The sequence below is a fragment of the Sphingosinicella rhizophila genome, assembly GCF_032378825.1.
GTDB lineage: Bacteria > Pseudomonadota > Alphaproteobacteria > Sphingomonadales > Sphingomonadaceae > Allosphingosinicella > Allosphingosinicella rhizophila.
On sequence record NZ_JAVUPU010000010.1, the window covers coordinates 96,892 to 118,532 of the forward strand.

26 protein-coding genes are annotated in these 21,641 nt (G+C 65.5%); 11 read left to right on the top strand and 15 right to left on the bottom strand.

Annotation, left to right across the window (positions count from 1 at the left end; translation table 11 throughout):
• Positions 1 to 16: 16 nt before the first annotated feature.
• Positions 17 to 733 carry an MOSC domain-containing protein gene (locus RQX22_RS16860; protein WP_315728002.1) on the bottom strand — a complete coding sequence of 239 codons (717 nt, stop codon included), beginning with the start codon at positions 731 to 733 and terminating at the stop codon, positions 17 to 19.
• Positions 734 to 968: 235 nt separating this feature from the next.
• Positions 969 to 2,600, bottom strand: a complete 1,632-nt coding sequence (locus tag RQX22_RS16865; protein WP_315728003.1) for an N-acyl-D-amino-acid deacylase family protein — start codon at positions 2,598 to 2,600, stop codon at positions 969 to 971.
• Between the two features lie 357 nt (positions 2,601 to 2,957).
• On the opposite strand from RQX22_RS16865, the gene RQX22_RS16870 reads away from it, so the two are divergent.
• From RQX22_RS16870 to RQX22_RS16880, 3 genes are all read left to right on the top strand, one after another.
• Entirely contained in the window at positions 2,958 to 3,998 is a 1,041-nt protein-coding gene (locus RQX22_RS16870) for a rod shape-determining protein (RefSeq protein WP_315728004.1), read from the top strand.
• Positions 3,999 to 4,328: 330 nt separating this feature from the next.
• A complete protein-coding gene (locus tag RQX22_RS16875; RefSeq protein ID WP_315728005.1) occupies positions 4,329 to 5,273 on the top strand; it encodes a serine hydrolase in 945 nt (314 codons plus the stop codon).
• A gap of 181 nt (positions 5,274 to 5,454) precedes the next feature.
• Positions 5,455 to 6,420, top strand: a complete 966-nt coding sequence (locus tag RQX22_RS16880) for a M14 family metallopeptidase (RefSeq protein WP_315728006.1) — start codon at positions 5,455 to 5,457, stop codon at positions 6,418 to 6,420.
• A 44-nt stretch (positions 6,421 to 6,464) separates the two neighbouring features.
• Here the strand turns inward: RQX22_RS16880 and RQX22_RS16885 are convergent, their stop codons facing one another.
• From RQX22_RS16885 to RQX22_RS16895, 3 genes are all read right to left on the bottom strand, one after another.
• The gene (locus RQX22_RS16885) at positions 6,465 to 7,604 is read right to left on the bottom strand and encodes a tetratricopeptide repeat protein (RefSeq protein WP_315728007.1); all 1,140 of its coding nucleotides are present in this window, start codon (positions 7,602 to 7,604) and stop codon (positions 6,465 to 6,467) included.
• Between the two features lie 173 nt (positions 7,605 to 7,777).
• Positions 7,778 to 9,547, bottom strand: a complete 1,770-nt coding sequence (locus RQX22_RS16890; protein ID WP_315728008.1) for a vWA domain-containing protein — start codon at positions 9,545 to 9,547, stop codon at positions 7,778 to 7,780.
• A gap of 134 nt (positions 9,548 to 9,681) precedes the next feature.
• On the bottom strand, positions 9,682 to 10,221 hold the full coding sequence (locus tag RQX22_RS16895) for an RNA polymerase sigma factor (protein WP_315728009.1): 540 nt from the start codon (positions 10,219 to 10,221) through the stop codon (positions 9,682 to 9,684).
• 360 nt (positions 10,222 to 10,581) lie between these two features.
• Here RQX22_RS16895 and RQX22_RS16900 point away from each other — a divergent pair, with 360 nt between their 5' ends.
• A complete protein-coding gene (locus tag RQX22_RS16900) occupies positions 10,582 to 11,031 on the top strand; it encodes a DUF1801 domain-containing protein (RefSeq protein ID WP_315728010.1) in 450 nt (149 codons plus the stop codon).
• Between the two features lie 19 nt (positions 11,032 to 11,050).
• A complete protein-coding gene (locus RQX22_RS16905) occupies positions 11,051 to 11,446 on the top strand; it encodes a DUF1801 domain-containing protein (protein WP_315728011.1) in 396 nt (131 codons plus the stop codon).
• Positions 11,447 to 11,478: 32 nt separating this feature from the next.
• Here the strand turns inward: RQX22_RS16905 and RQX22_RS16910 are convergent, their stop codons facing one another.
• Both RQX22_RS16910 and RQX22_RS16915 read right to left on the bottom strand, forming a co-directional pair.
• Positions 11,479 to 11,655: a hypothetical protein gene (locus RQX22_RS16910; RefSeq protein ID WP_315728012.1), complete on the bottom strand. Its 177-nt coding sequence runs from the start codon at positions 11,653 to 11,655 to the stop codon at positions 11,479 to 11,481.
• Positions 11,656 to 11,698: 43 nt separating this feature from the next.
• A complete protein-coding gene (locus RQX22_RS16915; RefSeq protein WP_315728013.1) occupies positions 11,699 to 12,076 on the bottom strand; it encodes a PRC-barrel domain-containing protein in 378 nt (125 codons plus the stop codon).
• Positions 12,077 to 12,298: 222 nt separating this feature from the next.
• On the opposite strand from RQX22_RS16915, the gene RQX22_RS16920 reads away from it, so the two are divergent.
• Both RQX22_RS16920 and RQX22_RS16925 read left to right on the top strand, forming a co-directional pair.
• Complete coding sequence (locus RQX22_RS16920; protein ID WP_315728014.1) at positions 12,299 to 12,697, top strand: hypothetical protein; 399 nt, start codon at positions 12,299 to 12,301, stop codon at positions 12,695 to 12,697.
• A 147-nt stretch (positions 12,698 to 12,844) separates the two neighbouring features.
• The gene (locus tag RQX22_RS16925) at positions 12,845 to 13,279 is read left to right on the top strand and encodes a VOC family protein (protein WP_315728015.1); all 435 of its coding nucleotides are present in this window, start codon (positions 12,845 to 12,847) and stop codon (positions 13,277 to 13,279) included.
• Between the two features lie 86 nt (positions 13,280 to 13,365).
• Here the strand turns inward: RQX22_RS16925 and RQX22_RS16930 are convergent, their stop codons facing one another.
• The gene (locus RQX22_RS16930; RefSeq protein WP_315728016.1) at positions 13,366 to 13,542 is read right to left on the bottom strand and encodes a hypothetical protein; all 177 of its coding nucleotides are present in this window, start codon (positions 13,540 to 13,542) and stop codon (positions 13,366 to 13,368) included.
• 163 nt (positions 13,543 to 13,705) lie between these two features.
• Here RQX22_RS16930 and RQX22_RS16935 point away from each other — a divergent pair, with 163 nt between their 5' ends.
• Entirely contained in the window at positions 13,706 to 14,563 is an 858-nt protein-coding gene (locus RQX22_RS16935) for a class I SAM-dependent methyltransferase (RefSeq protein ID WP_315728017.1), read from the top strand.
• A gap of 176 nt (positions 14,564 to 14,739) precedes the next feature.
• Positions 14,740 to 15,435 carry a methyltransferase domain-containing protein gene (locus RQX22_RS16940; protein WP_315728018.1) on the top strand — a complete coding sequence of 232 codons (696 nt, stop codon included), beginning with the start codon at positions 14,740 to 14,742 and terminating at the stop codon, positions 15,433 to 15,435.
• Between the two features lie 8 nt (positions 15,436 to 15,443).
• Here RQX22_RS16940 and RQX22_RS16945 read toward each other — a convergent pair whose 3' ends face one another.
• The 3 genes from RQX22_RS16945 to RQX22_RS16955 form a co-directional block, all read right to left on the bottom strand.
• On the bottom strand, positions 15,444 to 15,779 hold the full coding sequence (locus tag RQX22_RS16945) for a DMT family protein (RefSeq protein ID WP_315728019.1): 336 nt from the start codon (positions 15,777 to 15,779) through the stop codon (positions 15,444 to 15,446).
• A 76-nt stretch (positions 15,780 to 15,855) separates the two neighbouring features.
• A complete protein-coding gene (gene yghU / locus RQX22_RS16950) occupies positions 15,856 to 16,728 on the bottom strand; it encodes a glutathione-dependent disulfide-bond oxidoreductase (RefSeq protein ID WP_315728020.1) in 873 nt (290 codons plus the stop codon).
• Between the two features lie 134 nt (positions 16,729 to 16,862).
• Positions 16,863 to 17,684 (bottom strand): class I SAM-dependent methyltransferase, encoded by an 822-nt coding sequence (locus tag RQX22_RS16955; RefSeq protein WP_315728021.1) that lies wholly within the window; start codon positions 17,682 to 17,684, stop codon positions 16,863 to 16,865.
• 126 nt (positions 17,685 to 17,810) lie between these two features.
• Between RQX22_RS16955 and RQX22_RS16960 the strand changes: the two genes are divergently transcribed.
• Together RQX22_RS16960 and RQX22_RS16965 are read left to right on the top strand one after the other, a co-directional pair.
• Positions 17,811 to 18,263, top strand: a complete 453-nt coding sequence (locus tag RQX22_RS16960) for an Rrf2 family transcriptional regulator (protein WP_315728023.1) — start codon at positions 17,811 to 17,813, stop codon at positions 18,261 to 18,263.
• Positions 18,264 to 18,327: 64 nt separating this feature from the next.
• On the top strand, positions 18,328 to 19,098 hold the full coding sequence (locus RQX22_RS16965) for an SDR family NAD(P)-dependent oxidoreductase (protein ID WP_315728025.1): 771 nt from the start codon (positions 18,328 to 18,330) through the stop codon (positions 19,096 to 19,098).
• Positions 19,099 to 19,212: 114 nt separating this feature from the next.
• On the opposite strand, the gene RQX22_RS16970 is transcribed toward RQX22_RS16965, so the two are convergent.
• The 4 genes from RQX22_RS16970 to RQX22_RS16985 form a co-directional block, all read right to left on the bottom strand.
• Entirely contained in the window at positions 19,213 to 19,479 is a 267-nt protein-coding gene (locus RQX22_RS16970; RefSeq protein ID WP_315728027.1) for a hypothetical protein, read from the bottom strand.
• A 164-nt stretch (positions 19,480 to 19,643) separates the two neighbouring features.
• Positions 19,644 to 20,324, bottom strand: a complete 681-nt coding sequence (locus RQX22_RS16975) for a spermine/spermidine synthase domain-containing protein (protein ID WP_315728028.1) — start codon at positions 20,322 to 20,324, stop codon at positions 19,644 to 19,646.
• A 305-nt stretch (positions 20,325 to 20,629) separates the two neighbouring features.
• Positions 20,630 to 21,169: an AAA family ATPase gene (locus RQX22_RS16980; RefSeq protein WP_315728029.1), complete on the bottom strand. Its 540-nt coding sequence runs from the start codon at positions 21,167 to 21,169 to the stop codon at positions 20,630 to 20,632.
• An 11-nt stretch (positions 21,170 to 21,180) separates the two neighbouring features.
• Positions 21,181 to 21,459 (bottom strand): DUF1294 domain-containing protein, encoded by a 279-nt coding sequence (locus RQX22_RS16985; protein ID WP_315728032.1) that lies wholly within the window; start codon positions 21,457 to 21,459, stop codon positions 21,181 to 21,183.
• Between the last annotated feature and the right edge of the window lie 182 nt (positions 21,460 to 21,641).

Below are 21,641 nucleotides of genomic sequence, written 5' to 3' on the forward strand. Positions count from 1 at the left end.
CGCCCGAAACCCTTGTTCAGTCCGTCACGAAAACCGGATCGCCGACGCGAATGCGGCCGCGCCTGGCTGGGGCGCCATAGACGCCGAAGGCGTTGCCGAAGGACTGGGCGATGGTGCGCATCACGCGCGGCTCGCGCTTTGCGGTATCCGGATCGACCGTGATCAGCGCGCACCTCGGGATTTCATTCGTGACGAGCACTTCCGCACGATCCTCGCCTTCGCCGAACGTCAGCCGCCTGGAGACCCATTCGGCGGGTGGGATCTCGGCGTCTATGATGACATTCGATCGAAACCGCCGCCGATCGAGCGATCGGCCGTGGGCGGAGTCGACGGCCGCGTGGGCCGCCGTCGTGGCAATGGATATCGGCATCGCATCATGCGTACCGCGGCCCGAATGAAGCAAGCCGGTCGCGGTTCCGGTGGCTTCGGAAATGATGGCGCGCAAGGCCGGATCGTGAAGGTCCAATCGGTCTCCGGTCGGCGTGATCACTGTCACGCCGGATCGGCGCGGCCTCTCCGGATCGGCGAACATGGCCCGATAGCGGATCAGATCGGGCATTTCCCGCCCCGTCACCCAGGGGAAAGAAGAAGCGTCGTCCAGCCGATAGAAGCCATAGAGCCGATCGCCCACGAGACCTTGCCATTCCAGATTGGCCTCGGCCACGCGATCGCCGGCCATCGACTTGACCGGATATCGGATGACTTCGGTGACGCGGCCGACCTGATGCTGCATCTGCCCGTGCTACATCTGCCGACGAACGCTGACAAACCTGATGGTCCGCGATCAGGGCCGCCTTTGCGTGAGCGTACATCCTCGGCGCCTGTGGAAGGGACAGGCAAGGAGCTTTGGACGGGGCGGCTTTAGACCCGTTGCCGGTTAAGTTGAACCGGCAACGGGTCTAGTTTTCTTTTGTTTTCCGTGCTTTTCCAAGTCGTCAGATGATTCCATCCGACTTGAAACCACTTGGTCAGCGGGCGGTGGCAGGCAGGTTGCAGGGGTGGCGGAGGACGCGGCCGGGGCGGGCGCCGGTTACCTTGCCCGCTTCGATCGTCGCGACGCCGTTGACGATGACGTCGTCGATGCCGGTCGGGGCGGCGACGGGGCGGTCGAAGGTGGCGGTGTCCTGCAGCTTGTCCAGATCGAACACGATCACGTCCGCGCGCATGCCCTCCCGAATGAGGCCGCGATCGCTGAGGCCCATGCGCTGGGCGGGCCAGCCGCTCATCTTGCGCACCGCTTCTTCCAGCGTGAGCACCTGCCGCTTCTTGACATATTCGGCGATCACCCGCGGGAAATTGCCATAGGCGCGGGGGTGGGCCCGGCCGCGGCCGTCTTCCGCGGTCATGCGGTCGGATGCCGACGCATCGCTGCCGATGCTGGTCCAGGGCTGGCGCAAGGCGGTCTCGATATCCTTCTCGCTCATCATGAAATAGAGGGCGGAGGCACGGTTGGGCTGGGCGGCGAGGACGATGTCCCAGGCGACGTCGGCCGGATCCTTCTTCAGCTGCTTGCCGATATAGGCGATGCTCTTGCCTTCATATTGCTCATAATCCGGGCTGTAGGATCCGGCGAGCACCACATTGTCCCATCCTCCCGCGGCCACCACCAGGTTCGACCAGTCGGCCTGCGATCCGGCGGCGACCTCCTTCTTGATGCGGGCGCGGACGGCGGGATCGCGCAGCCGCTCCAGCCCCTTTTCGCGTCCGTCCGCCCAGACCCAGCTCGGAACGGTGACGTTGAGGCCGGTGCCCCCGGCGGTGTAGACATACATATCGGCGGCGATATCCACGCCGCGCGCGCGGGCGGCGTTGATGGCCGCGACCGCCTGCGGCATCAGCTTGCCCCAGCCGGGCTGGAAGGCGGCCTTGAGGTGATAGATCTCCACCTTCACGCCGCCTTTTTCGCCGATCTCGATCGCTTCCTGGATGGCGGGCAGCAATTTGTCGGATTCGTCGCGCAAATGGGTGACGTAGAATCCGTTGCAGCGGCCGGCGACCTGGGCCAGCTCGATCAGGTCGGCCGCGCTCTGGAAGGTGGCGGGTGCGTAGATGAGCGCGGTGCTGATCCCGAACACGCCGGCGCGCATCGCCTTCGCCACCTCCTGGCGCATGATCTCCAATTGTTCCGGAGTCGGCGCGCCGGCGCGGTCGCCCATCACCTTGGAGCGCGCCTGGACGGCGCCGTAATAGGTGCCGAAATTGACGGCGATCCCATTCTTTTCGAGGCTGTCGAACCAGCCGGCAATCTCGTCTGCGGGCACCGGCGTGCCGCCTTCGCCGGCGATGAGGCTGGTGACGCCCTGGCGCAGCTTGCTCTCGGCGCCGCTATTTTCCATCAGGGAACGGCCGGACTGGTCCTGCATGTCGATGAAGCCGGGTGAGACATAGCGGCCGCGCGCGTCGATTTCCTTGGCGCCGGCGCCCGGCACCTGGCCGACCCGGGCGATGCGCCCGTCCTTGATGGCGACATCGGCCGCCACCCACGGATTGCCGCCGCCGTCCAGCACGCGCCCGCCGCGGATCACGATATCATAATCGGCCGCGGCCGCCGGGGCGGCGGAGGCGAGCAGGGACGCGACGGCGGCAATCAACAATTTCATGGTCTCTCTCCTGGTCCGGCGGCCGATCCTTGCGGCAACCTTTCATCATATGTTGGCGCCGGGCGCTTGAGCTTCCGGCTATTTCGGCTTGGCCGCGAGCACCGCGTGCTGCGAGCTGCCGCTGCGGCCAATTTCGACAAGCCAAGCGCCATCGTCTCCACTCTCCTCGTCCAGGCTTGATATTCTCTATATGGATCGATTATTGCCTGATGTTAAAAGATTTGGAAGATAGTGGCTAGAGGGTGACGAGGGGTCCGAGGGCCGTCTTCGGTTCACCGCCAACGGCTTTGCTTCCGGCGGCAAAGCTGCGACAGAACCCTCCCCTCGAATCCCGCCGCTCCCGGAGCCCTCACGCTTATGCTCTTCTCACGCCTGCTAAGGCTCCCTGCCAGCGACATGGCGATCGATCTCGGGACGGTGAACACGGTGGTTTATGTTCGCGGCAAGGGGATCGTGCTCAACGAGCCGTCCGTGGTCGCGCTGGAGACCATCGACGGGATCCGGCGGGTGAAGGCCGTGGGGCGGGAGGCCAAGTTGATGCTGGGCAAGACGCCCGACAGCATCCAGACCGTCCGGCCGCTACGCGACGGCGTCATCGCCGATTTCGATGTGGCCGAGCAGATGATCAAATATTTCATCACGCGCGCCTATGGCGAGCGTTCGCGCTGGCCGCGCCATCCGGAGATGGTGATCTGCGTCCCTTCCGGCTCGACGTCGGTCGAGCGGCGCGCGATCCGCGACGCGGCGACCAATGCGGGCGCATCCCAGGTCTCCCTGATCGAGGAGCCGATGGCGGCGGCGATCGGCGCGGGCCTGCCCGTGCTCGATCCCATCGGCGCGATGGTGGTCGACATCGGCGGCGGCACCACCGAGGTGGCGGTGCTTTCGCTGCAGGGCCTTGCCTACAGCACATCCGTCCGGGTGGGCGGCGACAAGATGGACGAGGCGATCTCCGCCGCCGTCCGCCGCCGCCACAATGTCGTGATCGGCGAGGCGACGACCGAGCGGATCAAGCATGAGATCGGCAGTGCGCTCCGCCCAAGCGACGACAGCGTCCGCATGGAGGTGAGGGGGCGGCATCTGGTCTCCGGCATGCCGCGGGAGATCGTCATCACCCAGGCGGAGATCGCCGAAGCGATGTACGAGCCGGTGGGCCACATCATGGGTGCCGTCCGCACCGCTTTGGAAAATACCGCGCCCGAGCTCGCCGCCGACATCGTCGATGCGGGCATCGTCATGACGGGCGGCGGCGCCTTGCTCCAGCGCATCGATGAAGCGCTGGCGGCCGAGACGGGATTACCGGTCACCGTCGCCGCGGACCCGCTTATCTGCGTGGCGATGGGCGCGGGACGGGCGCTGGAAGATCCGGACTATCGGGGCGTGCTGTCGCCGGCTTAGGCGACCTTGTGCGTCTTGGTCGGCGACGGGATCGCCCATACGGGAGCAATGCTCGCGCGGCTTCTGCAGGCCCAGGTTCAAGTCGTTCTTTTTCAGCCAGGTTTTCCCCGATTCCATCGCTCGGTCGGAGACAGGGACATGGGGGAGGTTGCGGCCAGATTGCCGTGCGACCGGGGAGCGAGCAGGGAAAAACCGGACGAACCGAGAGGATGGCGGGACGACCGAGGGATCCAATACTAACCCGTTTATAAATCAGCATGTAGTCTGCACATAGCTTTTTGGCCGACCGGATGAAGCCGGGACGCCGGCCATGTGAATCGGAGTATGTCTATGCGTTTCCTTGTGTTGCTGAGCTGGTTCGCGGCCTTGCTGGCGCAGCCCGCCGCCGCGCAGGTCACGCCGGAGCTGCAGCAGCTGGAACGGCGGCTGGCCGTTATGGCGCAGGAGAATCCCGGCGAATATGGCATCGCCGCCATGGATCTGGCCACGGGCAGCAGCGTCGCCGTCAACGGCAATCAGGCCTTTCCGATGGCGAGCACGATGAAGATCGCGGTGGCGGCGGCCTATCTGGCGGAAGTCGATGCCGGCCGCCGCAGCCTGGACGATCGGGTCGGCAACGTCACGGCCGGCAGCCTGATGGACGCGATGATCACGCGCAGCGACAATCGCGCAACCGATCTGCTGCTTGCAACTCTGGGCGGGCCGGCGGCGGTCGACCAATGGATGCGCGCGCACGGCCTTACCGGCATCCGGGTGGACCGCACGATCGCTCAGCTGCTCAGCGCGCGCCGCGACCTGCGCGACGTGCGCGATTCCAGTACGCCGACCGCGATGCTCGACATGCTGCGCCTGATCGACACCGGTGATGCGCTGAAGCCGGGCAGCCGCTTGCTGCTGCTGGACATGATGCGCCGTTGCCGGACAGGTTCCAACCGCATCCGCGGCATTCTTCCTCCGGGCGCGACGGTGGAGCACAAGACCGGCACCCTCTCCGGCTATACTGGCGATGTCGGCTTTCTGACCTTGCCCACCGGGCGCCGGATCGCGGTCGCATTCTTCGCGCGCTATGGCGAAAACCGGCCGGGCGTGATCGCGACCGCGGCCCGCATGATCTACGACGCGTTCGGGACGACGCCGCGCCAGGCCCCGCCGGCCGAGGCGCCCACGCTCCATACGGCGATGGCCTTCCCCGCCGACGTGCAGGGGGGAACGGAAGCCGTGATCGGTGAAGCGAGCCAGCTGGCACAGAGCAGCGGCGTACCGGAAACCCGCTAGGCCATTACCGAACGGCGAATGGCGAGCCGTTGCGGCCCGAGCCTTCTGCGTAGCGCTTTGGTCCTGAAGTTATTTCAGGTCAGATGAGCTCATCTGACGATTCGGGAGTAACGGAAAACAAGGAAAAACGAGGCTCGTTTCCGGTTCAACATGACCGGAAACGAGTCTAAGGATCCCGTCCATGAGCGAGAGAAACTGCGACGCCGTGCGTCCGGCCGGCGCAAGCGCCGCAACGGGCATTCACTTCTATCCCGTCGGCACTGCCGGCCAGCCTTGGGGCGCGGCGGAACTGGACCAATGGCGGGCGAGCCAGCCGCGCCGGCGCCGCTACGATCAAGATGTCGTACCCCGCATCGAGGCGTTGGCAGAGCGCTACGAGAAGGTCGTTTACGGCCGGCTGGAATATGGCGGCGAGTCTTACGCCCTGCTTGCCTTGCGCGATCGCCGGTTCGATCCGGGGCTGCCGAACGCCCTGGTGACCGGCGGCGTCCATGGCTACGAAACCAGCGGGGTAATGGGCGCGCTGGAATTTCTGGAGACGCGTGCCGCCGATTATGCCGGCAAGGTCAATCTGCTGGTGGCGCCGTGCGTGAATCCCTGGGGCTATGAACGCGTCAATCGCTGGAATCATGATGCAATCGATCCCAACCGGAATTTCCGCGCCGACGGACCCCGGGAATGTACGGCGCTGATCGAACTCGTTCGCTCCATACCGGGCCCATTCCTCATGCACATCGACCTGCACGAGACGACCGACAGCGACGAAAGCGAGTTTCGGCCGGCCATGGCGGCGCGCGATGGCGATCTTTACGAGCCGGATCTCATTCCCGACGGCTTCTACGTGGTGGATGACGCAGAAAATCGTCAGCCCGAATTTCAGCAGGCCATCGTCGCCGCGGTCGAACGCGTGACACACATCGCCCCGCCGGACGAGAATGACAAGATTATCGGCACGCCCGTCGTGGCGCATGGGGTGATCGAATATCCGCTGAGGGAATTGTCACTTTGCGCCGCCATCACAGGCGCACGCTACACAAGCACCACCGAAGTCTATCCGGACAGCGCGCACGCCACTCCGGCGCAGTGCAACGAGGCGCAGGTGACCGCCGTTTGCGCGGCCCTGGATTATGCCCTGACGCACGCTTGAGCGACGGGCGTCCCGCGCCTTTGGCGCGGCGCTGCCACGCGCGATTAGCGGAGCTGTTCGTAGCGGCGATCCAGCGCCGCCGCTTTGTCCGCATCCGCGTCGGCGCGGCGGCGGTCGCCGCGTAGGCGGTGGACGAGGCTGCGCTGGTAATAAGCGCGGGCTGAATCGGGGGCGTAGCGGACGGCCCTGTCGAGGTCGGCGAGCGCGCGGTCGAGGTCGCCATTGCGGCGGTGGGCGATACCGCGGTTCAGATAGGCCGGCGACGATCGCGGGGCGATGGCGATGGCACGGTCGAAGGCAGCCATGGCTTCGCGCTCGTTACCCTCCCAGGCCCGGGCGAGGCCATCGGCAATGGCGGCGCCGGCGCGGCCGCGCGCGCCGCTCGCCTCGAGCTGCCGGCGGCAGGCGGTTACATCGCCGCTGGGATCGTCCACGGTGCAGGCGTTCCAATCGCCGCGCTGCGACGGCGTGCGTCCCTCGATGCGTGCGCCGGTGACGACGATATGGTCCGCTTCGGCCTGCTCGGCAGCCGGTGCCGGTGCCGCGCGGGCGGAGATCCGCGCGCGTTCGGTCTTGCGCGCGTCCGCGGCGAAGCTTTCCTGGCGCAACCTCGGCCCGGGCCGGTTTTCGCTGGCAATGCCTCGGATCGTGGCGGGTGGTGCGGCGGGGACTCTGTCCGCCGTTGGGGCTGGCGGCGGCGCCGCAGGGGCGGTCTTGGCCTCGTCGTCGGGCGGGGTCCCGGCTCCGGCGGGGACGGACGACGCAACCTGGGCGGGGGCGGGCGGTTCCATCCCGGAATCAAGCCGGGAGGGGTCGGCCGGCGACGGCTGGGGGATGATTTCGGGCGCGCGGGATGGCTCGGCCCGGCAGGCATCGTCGCTTGCGAGATCACGCATCTCGGCCGGGCGAGAGCGTTCGAGCGGGGCCTTCTCCATCGCGTTCCATGCGACCGGCAGCGCGACCAGCGCGACCAGCGACGCGGCGAGGAGGGCGCCGGCATGAGGGCGGTTGAGGCGCGGCCACGGGAATGGCCGCCCTGTTCGGATTGCGGCGCCATAGGCAGGGGCGTGGGCCTCCTCGCCGTCGAAGCGGCGCATGGCAGTCGCGATCGCGGCCTCGCGGCGGGCGGGGGCAGGCTGCGGCGGCCGGGGCAGGCCGGCGGTGATATCGTCGTCGCTACTCATCGCTCCGGCTCCACCGCCCGCATCCCGGATGCGCGCGGGCCGGAGCGGCGATGGCGGATCGGGCCGGGATCGGAAAACGGAAGGCGCATGAGAAGCGGCTTATAGCGCAAAGCGGCGGCCGGTCGAACGGGCGATGCTCTTCCCATCCTGCCGGCCGCCTGCCTAACCGGGCGTCAGCCGCCGCCCGGCATCGAACGGGCGGATTGGGCCGCGCGGACGAGCTGGACCAGCTCGGTGCGATAGCCATAGGGATCCGGGCCGCGGGCTGCCATGACCAGCCGCAGCACATCGTCATAGCCCATGGCTCCGCTATGCCGGCCGCCGCGCAGCAATTCGGCGAAGGCAGCGACCCCGGCGGCGAAGCGCGCATCGCGCGGCGCATCGGCGAAGCGGCCGAATTCGGAGGCGCGGTCGATCGGCGTGGAGATCAGCCGGCTCGTGTCCGATTTCGGCAATTTGTAGCGGATCTTCACGAAGCCATATTCGCTGGCGCGGCCCGGCTGCGCCGCGACCCGGGCCGGGGCGGCGTAGCGGCGGTCGCCCATCGCGCGCGGACCGCCGACCGGGACGATCTCGTACAAGGCGGTGACGCTCTGGCCGGACCCGACATCGCCGGCATCGACCTTGTCATTGTCGAAATCGTCGCGGTTGAGCAGGCGCGTTTCATAGCCGATCAGGCGATATTCGGCGACGGTAGCGGGGTTGAACTCGACCTGGATCTTCACGTCCTTGGCGATCGGGAACAGAGTGGAACTGGCTTCCTCCACCAATGTCTTCCGGGCCTCGGCGACCGTGTCGATATAAGCGGCGGCGCCGTTGCCGTTCTGGGCCAGGGTCTGCATCAGGGCGTCGTTATAATTGCCCATGCCGAAGCCGAGTACGGACAGGAAGATGCCCTTGCCCCGCTCGCGCTCGACGAAGCTCTTCAATGCGGCCGGATCGGTGATGCCGACATTGAAATCGCCGTCGGTGGCCAGGATGACACGATTGATGCCATTGGGATCGAGATTGCGCGCGGCCAGTGCATAGGCCTGGCGGATGCCCTCGGCGCCGGCCGTGCTTCCGCCCGCGCCCAGGCTGTCGATCACCGCCCGGATCCGCTCCTTCTGGCTGGCCGGGGTCGGCGCGAGCGCGGTTCCGGCGCTGCCCGCATAGGTGACGATCGCGACATTGTCCCGGGGACCAAGCTGATCGAGCAGCATGGACAAGGATTGTCGGACGAGCGGCAGCTTGTTGGCCTGGTTCATCGATCCGGACGTGTCGATCAGGAAGACGAGATTGGCGGCGGGCCGCGTCGCACGCTGGATCTCATAGCCCTTGATGCCGATCCGGACGAGCTTGCGGCCTGGCGACCAGGGGCTCGGAAATACGGAGATGTGGGAGCTGAACGGCTGCGCGGCGCTGCGCGGCGCGGCATAATCATAGGGGAAATAGTTGATCATCTCCTCGGTCCGGACCGCTGCCATCTGCGGCAGGACGGCATTGTTCAACGATGCGCGGACGAAGGAATAGGATGCGGTGTCGACATCGATCGAGAAGGTGGAGACCGGCTCCTCGGCGGCGACCCGGAACGGGTTTTCGGAAATGGCGGTGAACCTGTCGCGGCCTTCGGGTGGACGCGGCGGCAAATAAGGCGGTTCGTGCCGGACGATCATCCGGCGCGTTTCCGGGGCATAAGCGATGGCCGGCGGCGGTGCCGAAGGGGACAGACCCCGCGCTGCGTCGATCCCCGGGCGCGCCTTGCCGGCATCGGCGCGTTCGGCCCGGCTGCCCGTGACGACGATATTGCCGGCTTCCTGCTCGAGCGCGGCATCCTGCGGCGGCCGGGGGTCTTCGAACGGCTGGGTTTCGGTCGTTGCAGCCACGTCGTCGTCGGTACCGGCGCAGGATGCGAGCGCGATGGCAGCGACGCCGAGCGCGATGGGAAGGGTCAGTCGGGACATGTCTTTCTCCCTGATGGCAGCGGCACGAAATTGTCCGCCTGATCCCTTCGACGCGGCTGGCCGGGAAAAGCTTTGGAGATTTTTCGAGAAAATTTTCCGGCCCGGATCTTGCCCCCGCCAAAACGGGAAGGCGTTCAGGCCTCGCCATCGCCCGACAGCATCCGCCGCACCTCATGCATGCGCCAGGACACCGTCGATTCCGCGACGCCCAATATCTCGGCCGCCTCGGCATGGCTGAGCTGCTGGCCGGCGACCAGCACGGCCGCGTCGCGATAAGCCGGCTTCATCCGTGCGATCGCGCTCTTCAGCCAGATCGCATCATGCAAGTCGCGCCCATCCGGTCCGCGCGCCAGGCCGGCCAGCACGGCAAGCTTCTCGGTGAAGCCGCCGAACGTCCTGCGCCGGCGGCGCAGGTCGCGGCAGGCATTGACGGTGATGCCGCACAGCCAGGTGGTGAACTTGGCCTCGCCGCGAAAGCCGCCGATCTTCTCGACCAGGGTGCAGCATACGTCCTGGGCGATATCGTCGGCGTCGGCGCGCGATCCCGTCCATTGCCAGGCTAGGCCGTGGATCCGATCATAATGGCGGCGCAGCAAGGCCTCGAAGGCCGCGCGGTCGCCGCTCGCCGCGGCCGCGGCCAGCTCGACATCGGAAGGGCCGGAGAGATCAGACACGGTTCATCGGCGCCGCGGGCCGAACGCCCGCTCCCGTGCAATATCGCCAATCGGGCTTGGCCATGAACCCCCGTACCGCCGCTCACCCCTCACGCAACGTCTAGTGCATCATCCAACGCGCTAATGCCATCGGCGGCTTCGCTCCCTTGTGACAGCCGGCCCGCCCAAGCAGCCACAGTTCCGGACGCCTTTTAATTCGGGGACACTATACTATTTTCCTACCGTCGCCGGCGTATCGCCGATGGGCCTGCAGCCTTGAAAAAATAGTAAAGCGTCCCCGAATTAAGGAGAAGCGTCCCCGAATTAAGGAGGAGGGGGAGGTGCATTTTGCAGAATTGCCCCTCGGCGTTAAAAGGAATCATGGCCGGGACTGGATCGAAAAAGGCGGCGAATGCAGCCGGTGGCAAGAAGGCCAAGCTCCTTTCGGGCGGCAACCCGCAGATCGCGAAGGGCGACGGAGACGCGCCGGTCCAGGCCTATATCGACGCCATGCCGGGCTGGAAGTCGGGGGCAGGGCGGCGGCTGGACGCCTTGATCGAACGTACCGTACCCAACGTTCGCAAGGCGGTGAAATGGAATTCGCCTTTTTATGGCGTCGAGGGGCAAGGCTGGTTCCTCAGTTTCCATTGCTTCAACAAATATATCAAAGTGGCCTTCTTCCGGGGCGCTGCGCTCGATCCGCCGCTTCCGGTGACCTCCAAGGACCCGAACACACGCTATTTCCACATATATGAGGATGAGCCCGTGGACGAGCAATTGGTGGCACGCTGGATCGAACAGGCGTCGAAGATACCGGGCTGGATGGCCTGAACGAGCTGCGGGAGACGAGATGAGCGACGACGGAACCGGGAATGGCAGATCGCCGTCCGAGCGGATCGACGAAAGGATCGCGGCGCTCGGCGACTGGCGCGGCCAGACGCTCGCCCGGATCCGCGCCCTCATCATGCAGGCCGATCCCGAAATGGTCGAGGAATGGAAATGGCGTGGCGTTCCCGTCTGGTATCATGACGGAATGGTCTGCACGGGCGAGACCTACAAGCAGGTCGTCAAGTTGACCTTCGCCAACGGGGCGGCGCTGGCCGATCCGGCGGGCCTGTTCAATGCCAGCCTGGACGGCAAGGTCCGCCGCGCCATCGACATACGGGAAGGCGAGGCGATCGACGAGGCGCTCAAGGCGTTGATCCGCGCGGCGGTGGCGCTGAACGGGGCAAAGAAGCGGCGCTGACTGCCAAGACCGCGCAACGGATCAATTGGGGATCAATCGGGCGGCGGCGGTGTCTCCGGCATGCCCCGGCCCGGTTCGTCCCGGTCCGGCGTCTCGGGAACGATTTCCGGTGGACGAGGCGCCGGTTGCTCGCCAGGCGGATCCAGCACAGGCATTTCCGGTGGTGATTGGGGATCGATCCGGTCGGGCGGATCGGGCTGGGATGCCATTTGCAGCTCCTCGTTCAATTGCAGGACTGGCCGGAACGCGGCATCACCAGGGATAGGCGATGCCGTAATAGCCATAGACCTGCTGGCCATAGGTACGGTCATATTCCGGCGTCTCGTTGGCGCGATAGCGCGGGCCGCCCGTCAATTTCTCCTTGTCGAGATCGACGATATAGCCGCCCTGGTCGGCGTCGTAATCCAGCACGTCCCAGGGCAAGGGATAATGATCCTCGCCGAGGCCGAACAGGCCGCCGAACGACATGACGGCATAATCCGCCTTGCCCGATTGCTTGTCGACCATGAAATATTCGACCCGGCCGAGCTTCTCGCCCGCGCGATTATAGACGGCGGTGCCCTCCACCCGATTGGAGGCGATCAGCCGGTTGGGGGAATCGGTTCGCGACATCGTCGTGCTGTCCTGCATGATTTTTCTCCTCAGTTCGAAGGGGGTTCGATCGATTCAATCCACGAGCGGCCAAACCGATCCCAAGGAAACGGCAAGTGGTGCTGATTATAGGAGAAATCGGGAAATAGGCCCGTTGCCGGACCAGTGAACGCCGCTATGTATAATCAAGTATTCCGGTACCTCGCAATACTAACGGAGCTGGAATATGCAAGTAATAATCATTGATCGTTAGGAGTAACAATGTTAAGACATCTTGTAATGATATCCGCCGCTGCTGCTCTGTTTGCGGGCGCCGCCAATGCGCAGGACAGCCAGGATGCGGAGCAGACTGCACCGACCACGCCACAGACGGCGGCGACGCCATCGGCCGAGGAGCCAGTCCAGCCGGGCGCCGTGGTGGCGGTGACGGAGGCCGACGTCCGGTCGGGCGCGACCGTGACCGACCAGAGCGGCCAGCCGGTCGGCACCGTCGAATCCGTCAGTGCCGAGGGCGCAGTCGTTTCGACCGGAACGGCCAGAGGCCGGATTCCCTTCTCGGCGATCGGGAAGACCAGTACCGGCCTGGTGACGACCGTTACCAAGGCGCAGATCGAAGCCGCCGCGCCTCCTTCCGCGGAAGCTTCGTCCCAGCCTAATTAGAGCCGGTGGGGGCCATGCCGCCGGTTCGGCATGGCCCTTCCATCATTCCCGATTCGGACCTGCTCCCGACTTGACGGCCATGCCGGCGCCTGATGGAAACCCTGGTCCTGGCGCGGCGTTGATGCGGCGAAGGAAAAGGGGAGAATCATGGAAGCGCAGGAAATCTATCGCGGTCGCCTGATCGACCATATCCAGCTGGTGGTCGCGGACCTGCCGACCAGCCGCAGCTTTTACGAGGCGATCTTCAAGGTCCTGAACATTCCCATCGAAAGTTTGGGCGAGGACAATTTCTGGGCCGATGAATTGTTCGTATCGAGCGCCGCCAGCAAGGCGGCACAGGGCATGCTCACCGGGCGCCATCATCTCGCCTTCCAGGCCAAGGACCGCGCAACCGTCGAGGCCTTTCACAAAGCCGGGCTGGAACATGGCGGCACGGACAATGGCGCGCCCGGCCCGCGTCCTTATCATCCGGGCTATTACGCCGCCTTCCTGCTCGATCCGGACGGCAACAATATCGAGGCCGTTCATCACGGCCCCCACGAACGCAGCGCTGCGTCGGTGCTGATCAGCTTCGAGGCCTAGACCATCATCGTTTCAGATTGAATCCATCTGAAGCGTGAATCAGGCTCGAAGCTTGCGATTCGGTTCGAGACTCCGAAGCGGGCGCCTCACTCCTCCTCGATCGAGCCGATCTTCTTCGCGCCTTCCCAGACTTCGCAGACCGGGCAGTCGTCATCGTCCGCGGCCTGCTTCATGGCCTGGCTGTCATTGGCCGCCTCTACATCCTTGCGCTTGACGATCCGGCCGCTCCGGTCGTCCAGCTTGTAGACACGATAATGCGTCATGATCCCCTCCCGCCAATGCGCCTATCTTACATCGTCCCTGGCCGAAAGAAACCTTGATCGGGCTGTCCGTGCCGCTTCTCCGGGTCCCGCCATAGTCGTTTCGGCAGCAAACAGGCACGTCGTGCGTTGAGCGGCGGATGCCGCCTTTGAACATGGAGCGCCGATGATCCTTCCCGATGAGCGCCAGCAGGCGGCGGACGTCGCCCTCCACTACGACCAGCTCGATCAGGTCTATCGCGAAATCTGGGGGGAGCATGTCCATCATGGCCTGTGGCAAAGCGGGCGGGAGAGCCCGGCTGAGGCCGCCGAGGCGCTGACGGCGATGGTTGCGGAGCGGCTGCGGCTGCGCCCGGACGACAGCGTCTGCGACATAGGCTGTGGCTATGGCGCGAGCGCGCAGTTCATGGCGGAACGCCATCGGGCCGCAGTGACGGGACTCACCGTCTCGGCGGCGCAGGCGCGGATCGGCCAGGCACGGTCGCCGGCGGCCGGTTCCTTCCGCTGCCTGCACCGGGACTGGCTGGACAATGGCCTGGAGGACCGAAGTTTCGATGCCGCTTATGCGATCGAGAGTTCCGAACATATGGTCGACAAGGGGCTTTTCTTCGCGGAGGCGGCACGGGTGCTGCGGCCCGGCGGGCGTCTGGTCGTCTGCGCCTGGCTGGCGACGGAACGGCCGAGCCGCTTCGCGGTCCGGTACTTGCTGGAGCCGATCTGCCGCGAAGGCCGGCTGCCGGGCATGGGGAGCCGCAGCGATTATGAACGGCTCGCGGCCGATGCCGGGCTGCTGCTGCGCGACCATCGGGATATCGGCGCGAAGGTGCGGCGTACCTGGTCGATCTGCGCCAAGCGGCTGGCCGCCAGGTTCGTGTCCGACCGCGCCTATCGCCGGCTGGCGCTCGACCGGACGGTCGGCAACCGCGTCTTCCTGCTCACCGTCCCGCGGCTGATGCTCGCTCTGCGCACCGGCGCGATGCGCTACGGCGTCTTCGTCTGGGAGAAACCCAACGCGACCCAATAATTCGGGGACGCTACAATATTCGGGGACGCTATACTATTTTTCAGCAGCTCCCGCCACGGCCCATAAATAGTATAGCGTCCCCGAATTAAGGAAGGCTCCGGTTGCGGTGTGGTGGGAAAGGGCGGATCATCTCCGCACCGGTCCAATGAAGCGGTCCGGCACGTCAGGAGGATCAGATGTCCAGGCTCGCTGCCCGGTCCCGCCAGGAAGAGCAGATGGATGCGGCCGATCTCGATCCGGCGCTCTACGCCCGGGTGCTGCACGATCTCGCCCGCGTCAACCGCTGGACCTTCACGGCCCGGCCCGCACTTCTGTTCCTGGACCAGGCGGCGGCGGGGATGACGCGCTTTCGCCTGCTCGACGTCGGCTTCGGGGATGGCGACGTGCTTCGTGCCATCGCCCGCTGGGCGCGGCGGCGGGGGATCGAGGCGCAGCTGGCCGGCGTCGACCTCAACGAAAACAGCGTCGAAGCCGCGCGGGCCGTGACGCCAGACGAATTGCGCATCGACTATCGGGCCGGCGATTATCGCGGCATGGCCGGACCGTTCGATTTCATCATTTCCAGCCAGGTCGCCCATCACATGAGCGACGATCAGCTGTGTGATTTCATCCGTTTCATGGAGGATGAGGCGCGGCGCGGGTGGCTGATCTGCGATCTCCATCGCCTGGCTTTCTCTTATTGGGGCTTTCCGCTGCTCGCGCGGCTGCTGCGGGTGCATCGGATCGTGCGGGAGGACGGCCAATTGTCGATCGCGCGATCCTTTCGCGCGGAGGATTGGCGGGCGATATTGGGTGATGCCGGAGTGGATGCGTCCGACGTCCGCATCGTTCGCCGCTTTGCCTCCAGGCTGTGCGTGGAGCGGGTATGCTGATCGGGATCCTATCGGCCCAGGAACAGGAAGGCGACGCCGGCCATGATGCAGGCGAAGGCGGCCAGATGCCGCCAATGGAGCGGCTCGCCGAGGAAGGTGACCATGAAGCCGGCGAAGACGATGAGGGCGATCGCCTCCTGGGCGATCTTGAGCTGGCCTGGGCTCCAGCCGCCGGCATAGCCGATCCGGTTGGCGGGGACGGCGAAGCAATATTCGACGAGGGCGATGCTCCAGCTGATCAGGATGACGAGCAGGATCGGCTTTTCCATCCCGCCCTTCAGATGCCAATACCAGGCGATCGTCATGAAAAGGTTGGAGGCGATGAGCAGCAGGATGGTCGGCATGCGGCGATCATGGCAGCCGATCGAGACGAGTTCCAGCGGCCCTTAATTCGGGGACGCTATACCAATTTCCGAGACCTTAAATAGTATAGTGTCCCCGATTTCTATTGCCGAAGTCGCTGGCGTCGTGGCGTTCGGGCAATTGTTCGGACGGGTCGCCCGTGGTGCGGTTGACGATCCGGCCGCGCTTGACGGCCGGCCGGTCGGCAATGGCCCTGGCCCAGCGCTGCACATGCTCATAGTCGCGAACCTGCAGGAACGTCCCGGCATCCTCGTAAATCTCGTCCAGGGCGAGCAGGCCGTACCAGGGCCAGGCGGCGATGTCGGCGATCGTATAATCGTCTCCGGCGAGATAGGGGCTGGTCGCGAGCCGGCGATCGAGCACGTCCAATTGCCGTTTCACCTCCATCGCATAGCGATCGATCGCATATCGGATCTTGGTCGGCGCATAAGCGTAGAAATGGCCGAAGCCGCCGCCGATGAACGGGCCGCTGCCGACCTGCCAGAACAGCCAGGAGAGGCATTCGGCGCGGGCCGCGGCGCTGGCGGGCAGGAAGGCGCCGAATTTCTCGGCGAGGTGAAGGAGGATGGCGCCGGATTCGAAGATGCGGATCGGCTCGGGTCCGCTCCGGTCCATCAAGGCGGGGATCTTCGAATTGGGATTGACCTCGACGAAGCCGCTGCCGAACTGGTCGCCCTCGCCGATCCTGATCAGCCAGGCGTCATATTCGGCGCCGGCGTGGCCCGCCGCCAGCAATTCCTCCAGCAGGATGGTGACCTTCTGGCCGTTGGGCGTGCCCTGCGAATAAAGCTGCAGCGGGTGGCGGCCGACCGGCAGCGGCTTTTCGTGGGTGGCGCCCGCGACCGGCCGGTTGATGCTGGCAAAGCGGCCGCCATTGGCCTCGTCCCAGGTCCAGACCTTGGGCGGCGTGTAATCGGATGTGTCGGTCATGGATGGTCTTCCTCGGCTTCTGGTCGCGCGCCCGGCAAGAGATGTGATGTCGCTCACCGCCTCGCGCAATAGCTGGGCCAAACCCCTCCGCACCCGATCCCGGCGACGCGCCGTCCATAAGCGATGAAGCGCGCTTATACCTTTCGCGCGGTGGCGATCAGGGCGGTCGACGGGATCGGCATATGGTCGCCGACGCGTGCCTCCCCGGCGCGCCGCATCATCTCGCCAAGCATCAGGTCGCGCGCGTCGGAGTCCATATCCGCCCAGGCCGGAATGAGGGAGAGGAGACGGTCGGCATCGTCTAACGTGGCCAGCTTCAGCTGAAAATCGTGCGTGGCGGCGCGGACCTTCGGCGCGACGAAGCCCGCCTCGACCATGGCCGCGGCGAGGCGGTCAGGTTCGCAAAGTTCGGACAGGCCGCCGATCCGCGGCGGCGGCGGGAGATCGGGGAAAAGCCGCTGCCGCACCTCCCACAGCAGGAGATTGGTGCCGGCGCCGTTGGGGTTGCGCCATGTCGCCACGATCGCGGTGCCGCCCGGCCGCGTGACCCGCGCCATCTCGCTCAGGCCGGCGTGCCAGTCAGGAAACAGGACGGCGCCGAAGATCGACACGCTGATGTCGAAAGTCGCATCGGGAAGGTCCAGGGCCTGGCCATCCATCTGCAGGGCTTCGACATTCGCCAGCCCGGCGGCATGGACGCGATCGACCATGCCGGCGGCGAAATCGATCGCCGTAACCCTCGCGCCGCGCCGGGCGGCGGCAAAGGCGGCCGCGCCCATACCGGTCGCGACGTCGAGAAGCCTTGTTGCTGGCCCGATGTCATGGGGGGCCAGCGCATCCTCGGCGAACATCGAGGTGAAGGGGTGCGCCTGCTCCTCGTAGAAGGCGATCATCTGTTCCCAGCGCGCCGGATCGCTCATGTCGGCATGTTGGTGCGTCTCTGCCGCCTTGGTCATTCTTTTCCGCTTTCATTGCCCTGGTCATCGAAGGTGCTATCTCATGTAACTTATCATGTGTCGAGTCTTCCCGTCTTTGCCGCCGCACCGCTTGCCTTTCCCGAACGTCCGCGAGAGAGAGGCGAGGTGAGACAGGACAGCCGCCTTTCGCGCATGTTGCACGTGCTGCTGCACATGGCCCGGCTCGATGGGCCCGCCACCTCGGATCGGATCGCGGCGATGCTGCGGACCAATCCGGTCGTGGTGCGGCGGACGATGGCGGGACTGCGCGACGCCGGCTACGTCCGTTCGGTGAAGGGACATGGCGGCGGCTGGACGCTCGCCTGCGATCTTGGCAAGATCAGCTTGCTGGACGTGCATCATGCGGTCGGCGGGCCGCGCCTGTTCGCGATCGGCAACGAAACCGACCGGCCCGATTGCGCCGTCGAGAAGGTCGTCAACGAGGCGCTGGACGAAGCGCTTGCCGGGGCCGAGGCATTGCTGGTGGCGCGGCTCGGCGCGATCAGCCTGGCCGAGCTCGCGTCCGCGTTCGACGAACGCTGCGGCGACTTGGCTGGCGGCGCCGGCGAAGCAGGCTGATGCAAAGGCCGCCATATCCGCTATGAACCGCCAGGCGTTGAAACTGGCCGGCAAGGAGATCTGAATGGCACGCATCCTCATCACCGGATCCGCGGACGGGCTCGGGCTGATGGCCGGCCAGCTGCTGGCGGGGCAGGGGCATGAAATCGTCCTGCACGCCCGCAGCGAGTTTCGCGCGGCGGCGGCGCGCAAGGCGCTGCGGACGGCCGCGAAGGTGCTGATCGGCGATGTTTCGACCATCGCCGCGATGCGGGAGGTGGCCGACCAGGCCAATGCATTCGGGCGCTTCGACGCGGTGATCCACAATGTCGGGCTCGGCTATCGCGAGCGCGAGCGGGTGGCGACCGAAGACGGATTGTCGCAGCTCTTCGCCGTCAACACGCTTGCTCCCTATCTGCTCACCGCGCTGATCGATAGGCCGGACCGGCTCGTCTATCTGAGCTCGGGCATGCATCGCAGCGGCGATCCGCGGTTGGACGATCTGCAATGGGGGATGCGTCCCTGGGATGGATCGCAGGCTTATGCCGACACCAAGCTGCACGACGCGATGATCGCCTTCGCGGTCGCGCGCCGCTGGCCGGACATATGCTCCAATGCGGTCGAGCCAGGCTGGGTGCCGACCCGGATGGGCGGTGCCAACGCGCCCGACGATCTGGAGGAGGGTGCCATCACCCAGGCCTGGCTCGCGGCCGGCGAGGATCCGGAGACGCAGGTGACCGGCGAATATTTCTACCACCAGAAGCCCGCCCATGTGAATCCGGCCTCGCGGCGCGAGGATCTTCAGGACCGGCTGATGGATTATTGCGCGGAATTGACGGGGGTGGAGATCGGATAGCGTTGTTTCAAGGCGGATGAAATCATCTGACGACCCGGAAATAACGGAAAACAAGGAAGAACCAGGCTCTTTCCTGGTCGATATATATGTGAACGCGCTAGCTGGACTGGCCGGTCAGTCGATCAGCTTGAAAGACGAAACGGCGAGCGGATTGATCACCGTGTCGGTGGATCCGCTACGGATCACCCAGGCGCCGTCGATCTCGAGGATGTCCGTCCCGCTATGGGCGGCGCCATTGTTCATCGTGAAGGACATGCGCGCCCGCGATCCCGCCGTTTTCCGGAATTCCTCCAGCGATCTTTGCGCATAGCGGATCAGGCTCAGGCTGAGCGCGACGGGGGTCATCGCCGCGTCCTGCGTCGCGCTTGAATCCTCGGTCATTCCATTCTCCTCCTCGTCATGGCCTCGCCGGCCACTGGCCCATAAAGCGTAAAGATTGCAAAAAGATGCCGCGCTGCTTCGCGAGGCCGTGATTGTTTCAGCGCGAAGCGCTTCCACATCAAACGATCGGGCTCTTGGCCGGCCGCCGGCTTCCGCGGCTCGTCCTATCGCGTGCGCGACGGCCTGGTGGCGATCCAGATGATGTGGTGGGCGCCTTTCCGGCCGCCGGTGGAGCGGGTCTTCACCTCCTCGACGTCGAAGCCCGCTTTGTGCAGGCGTCCCGCAAAGGCCTTGTCGGGATAGGCCGACCAGATAGCGAGGACGCCGCCTGGCCTCAGCGCGTCATAAGCGGCCTGAAGGCCGTTGCGGCCGTAGAGCCGGTTGTTGGCGGAATGGATCAGACCGTCCGGGCCATTGTCGACGTCCAGCAGAATGGCGTCGAACCGATCCTGCGAATGAACGATGAGGTCGTGGACGTCGCCGAGTTCGACATGGACACGGCGATCGTCGAGACTGGTGCCGAAGATATGGGCGAGCGGCCCCTTCGCCCATTCGAGGATCTTCGGGACCAGTTCGGCAATGACCACCGAGGCGCCGGCGGGAAGCGCTTTCAGCGCGGCGCCCAAGGTGAAGCCGAGTCCCAGGCCGCCGATCAGCACCTCCGGCCGGGACGCGTGCAATCTTTCGCAGGCGAGCGTCGCCAGCGCTTCTTCGGAGCCACGCACGCGGCTGCTCATCAGCTCGTTGCGCTCGAACAGGATCATGAAGTCGCCGCCGCGCCGCATCAGCCGCAATTCGCCGCCGTCGGGAAGCGGGGCGGTGTCGATCAAAGTGAGAGGCAGCATAAGGAGACGTCTTCAGATAAAGCGGTCGTCGCAGCGGAAGGCTCAGGCGGGCTTGGCGGCCTTGGCAGGCTTCGCGGACTTTGCGGCCGCGGCCTTATCTGCAGGTGCGGCGGCCGGCGCGGGCGCTGCCGTTTTGGCGGTGGAATAGATTCGTTTGTGCCGTTTGTTGGCGGTGCGCAATTGACCCATATGTCCGTCCGATCGATCCGATGACCGCCGGCGGGATGCGAAGCGGGCGCGACCATGGTCATGTTCCGGCGGGAATGGCAAGCTTGCAGGCTCCGAGCTAAAGCCGGGACCGGGCGTCATCTTCGCCGCATCGCCAGCCTCTCGACCACGAAATCGGCGCGATCTTCGATGCCGATCTTCGGCAAGAAGGTGATGTCATAGCCAAGATCTCGATAGGCGGGCAGCAGCCGATCATATTCGGCGACCGCCTCGTCCAGGCTATGAAGGCGCGCATCGTCGGTTTCATAAATTTCGGGCCAGGGCGGCGCCATGAACATGGCCCGATGGTAGGGGTTGCGCGTGACCGTGGGATCGAGCCGGTCGGCCGCGGTCGCATGCGCCAAGGCTACGGCTACGTCGACCAAGCCGCGATCGAAGAAGACCCAATCACCGGCGCCCTCATGACTCGTCCGGTCGGCCGCGGCGACCGCGATGGCGCGGCGGGCGAAGGCGGCGAGGTCTGTCCAGGGCAAAGCCCTGCCACCCGCGGCCCGTTCTTCCGCGACGATCCTGCGGCCTGGCTCTTCGACCACGGCGTAACCGCGCCGCGCAAGCTCTTGAATAAGACTCGATTTGCCGCCACCCGAACAGCCCGAAATGACGACGAATGGGTTCACTGCCTTGGCCCTCAAAAGAGATTGGCGGAATAAGTCGCGATCAGGCCGGCATGCAGAATCGCGATCAGCCGGAGCCGGGTCGAAAAAGGCTCTTTGCGGGTCTTGTGCCGGAACAGGTGCCGCGCCAGCAAAGCGCCGGGCGATCCGCCGATCAAGGCGAGCGTGAGAAGATGCGCTTCCGGAATGCGCCGCGCATCGGCTTCCGCGCGCTTCTTGTCCTGCCGGAAGCGGAACATCGTCCAGGCATTGAGCAGGGCCAAGGGGAGGAGGAGCACGGAAAATTTGTTCATCGTCGACCGGTAGCGGGATTTGGCGCCGGCATGCCAATTGATTTCACATTCGAATCTGCGGAAGATCAGAGACGCGGCGCTGAAGACGGATTGACCGTCTCGGAGTGAGCAGGGGGCATCTCTCCCGAAGGGGCCGCACCGGCCATCATCACAACATATTGAAACGCTCCCCAAAGCCAATC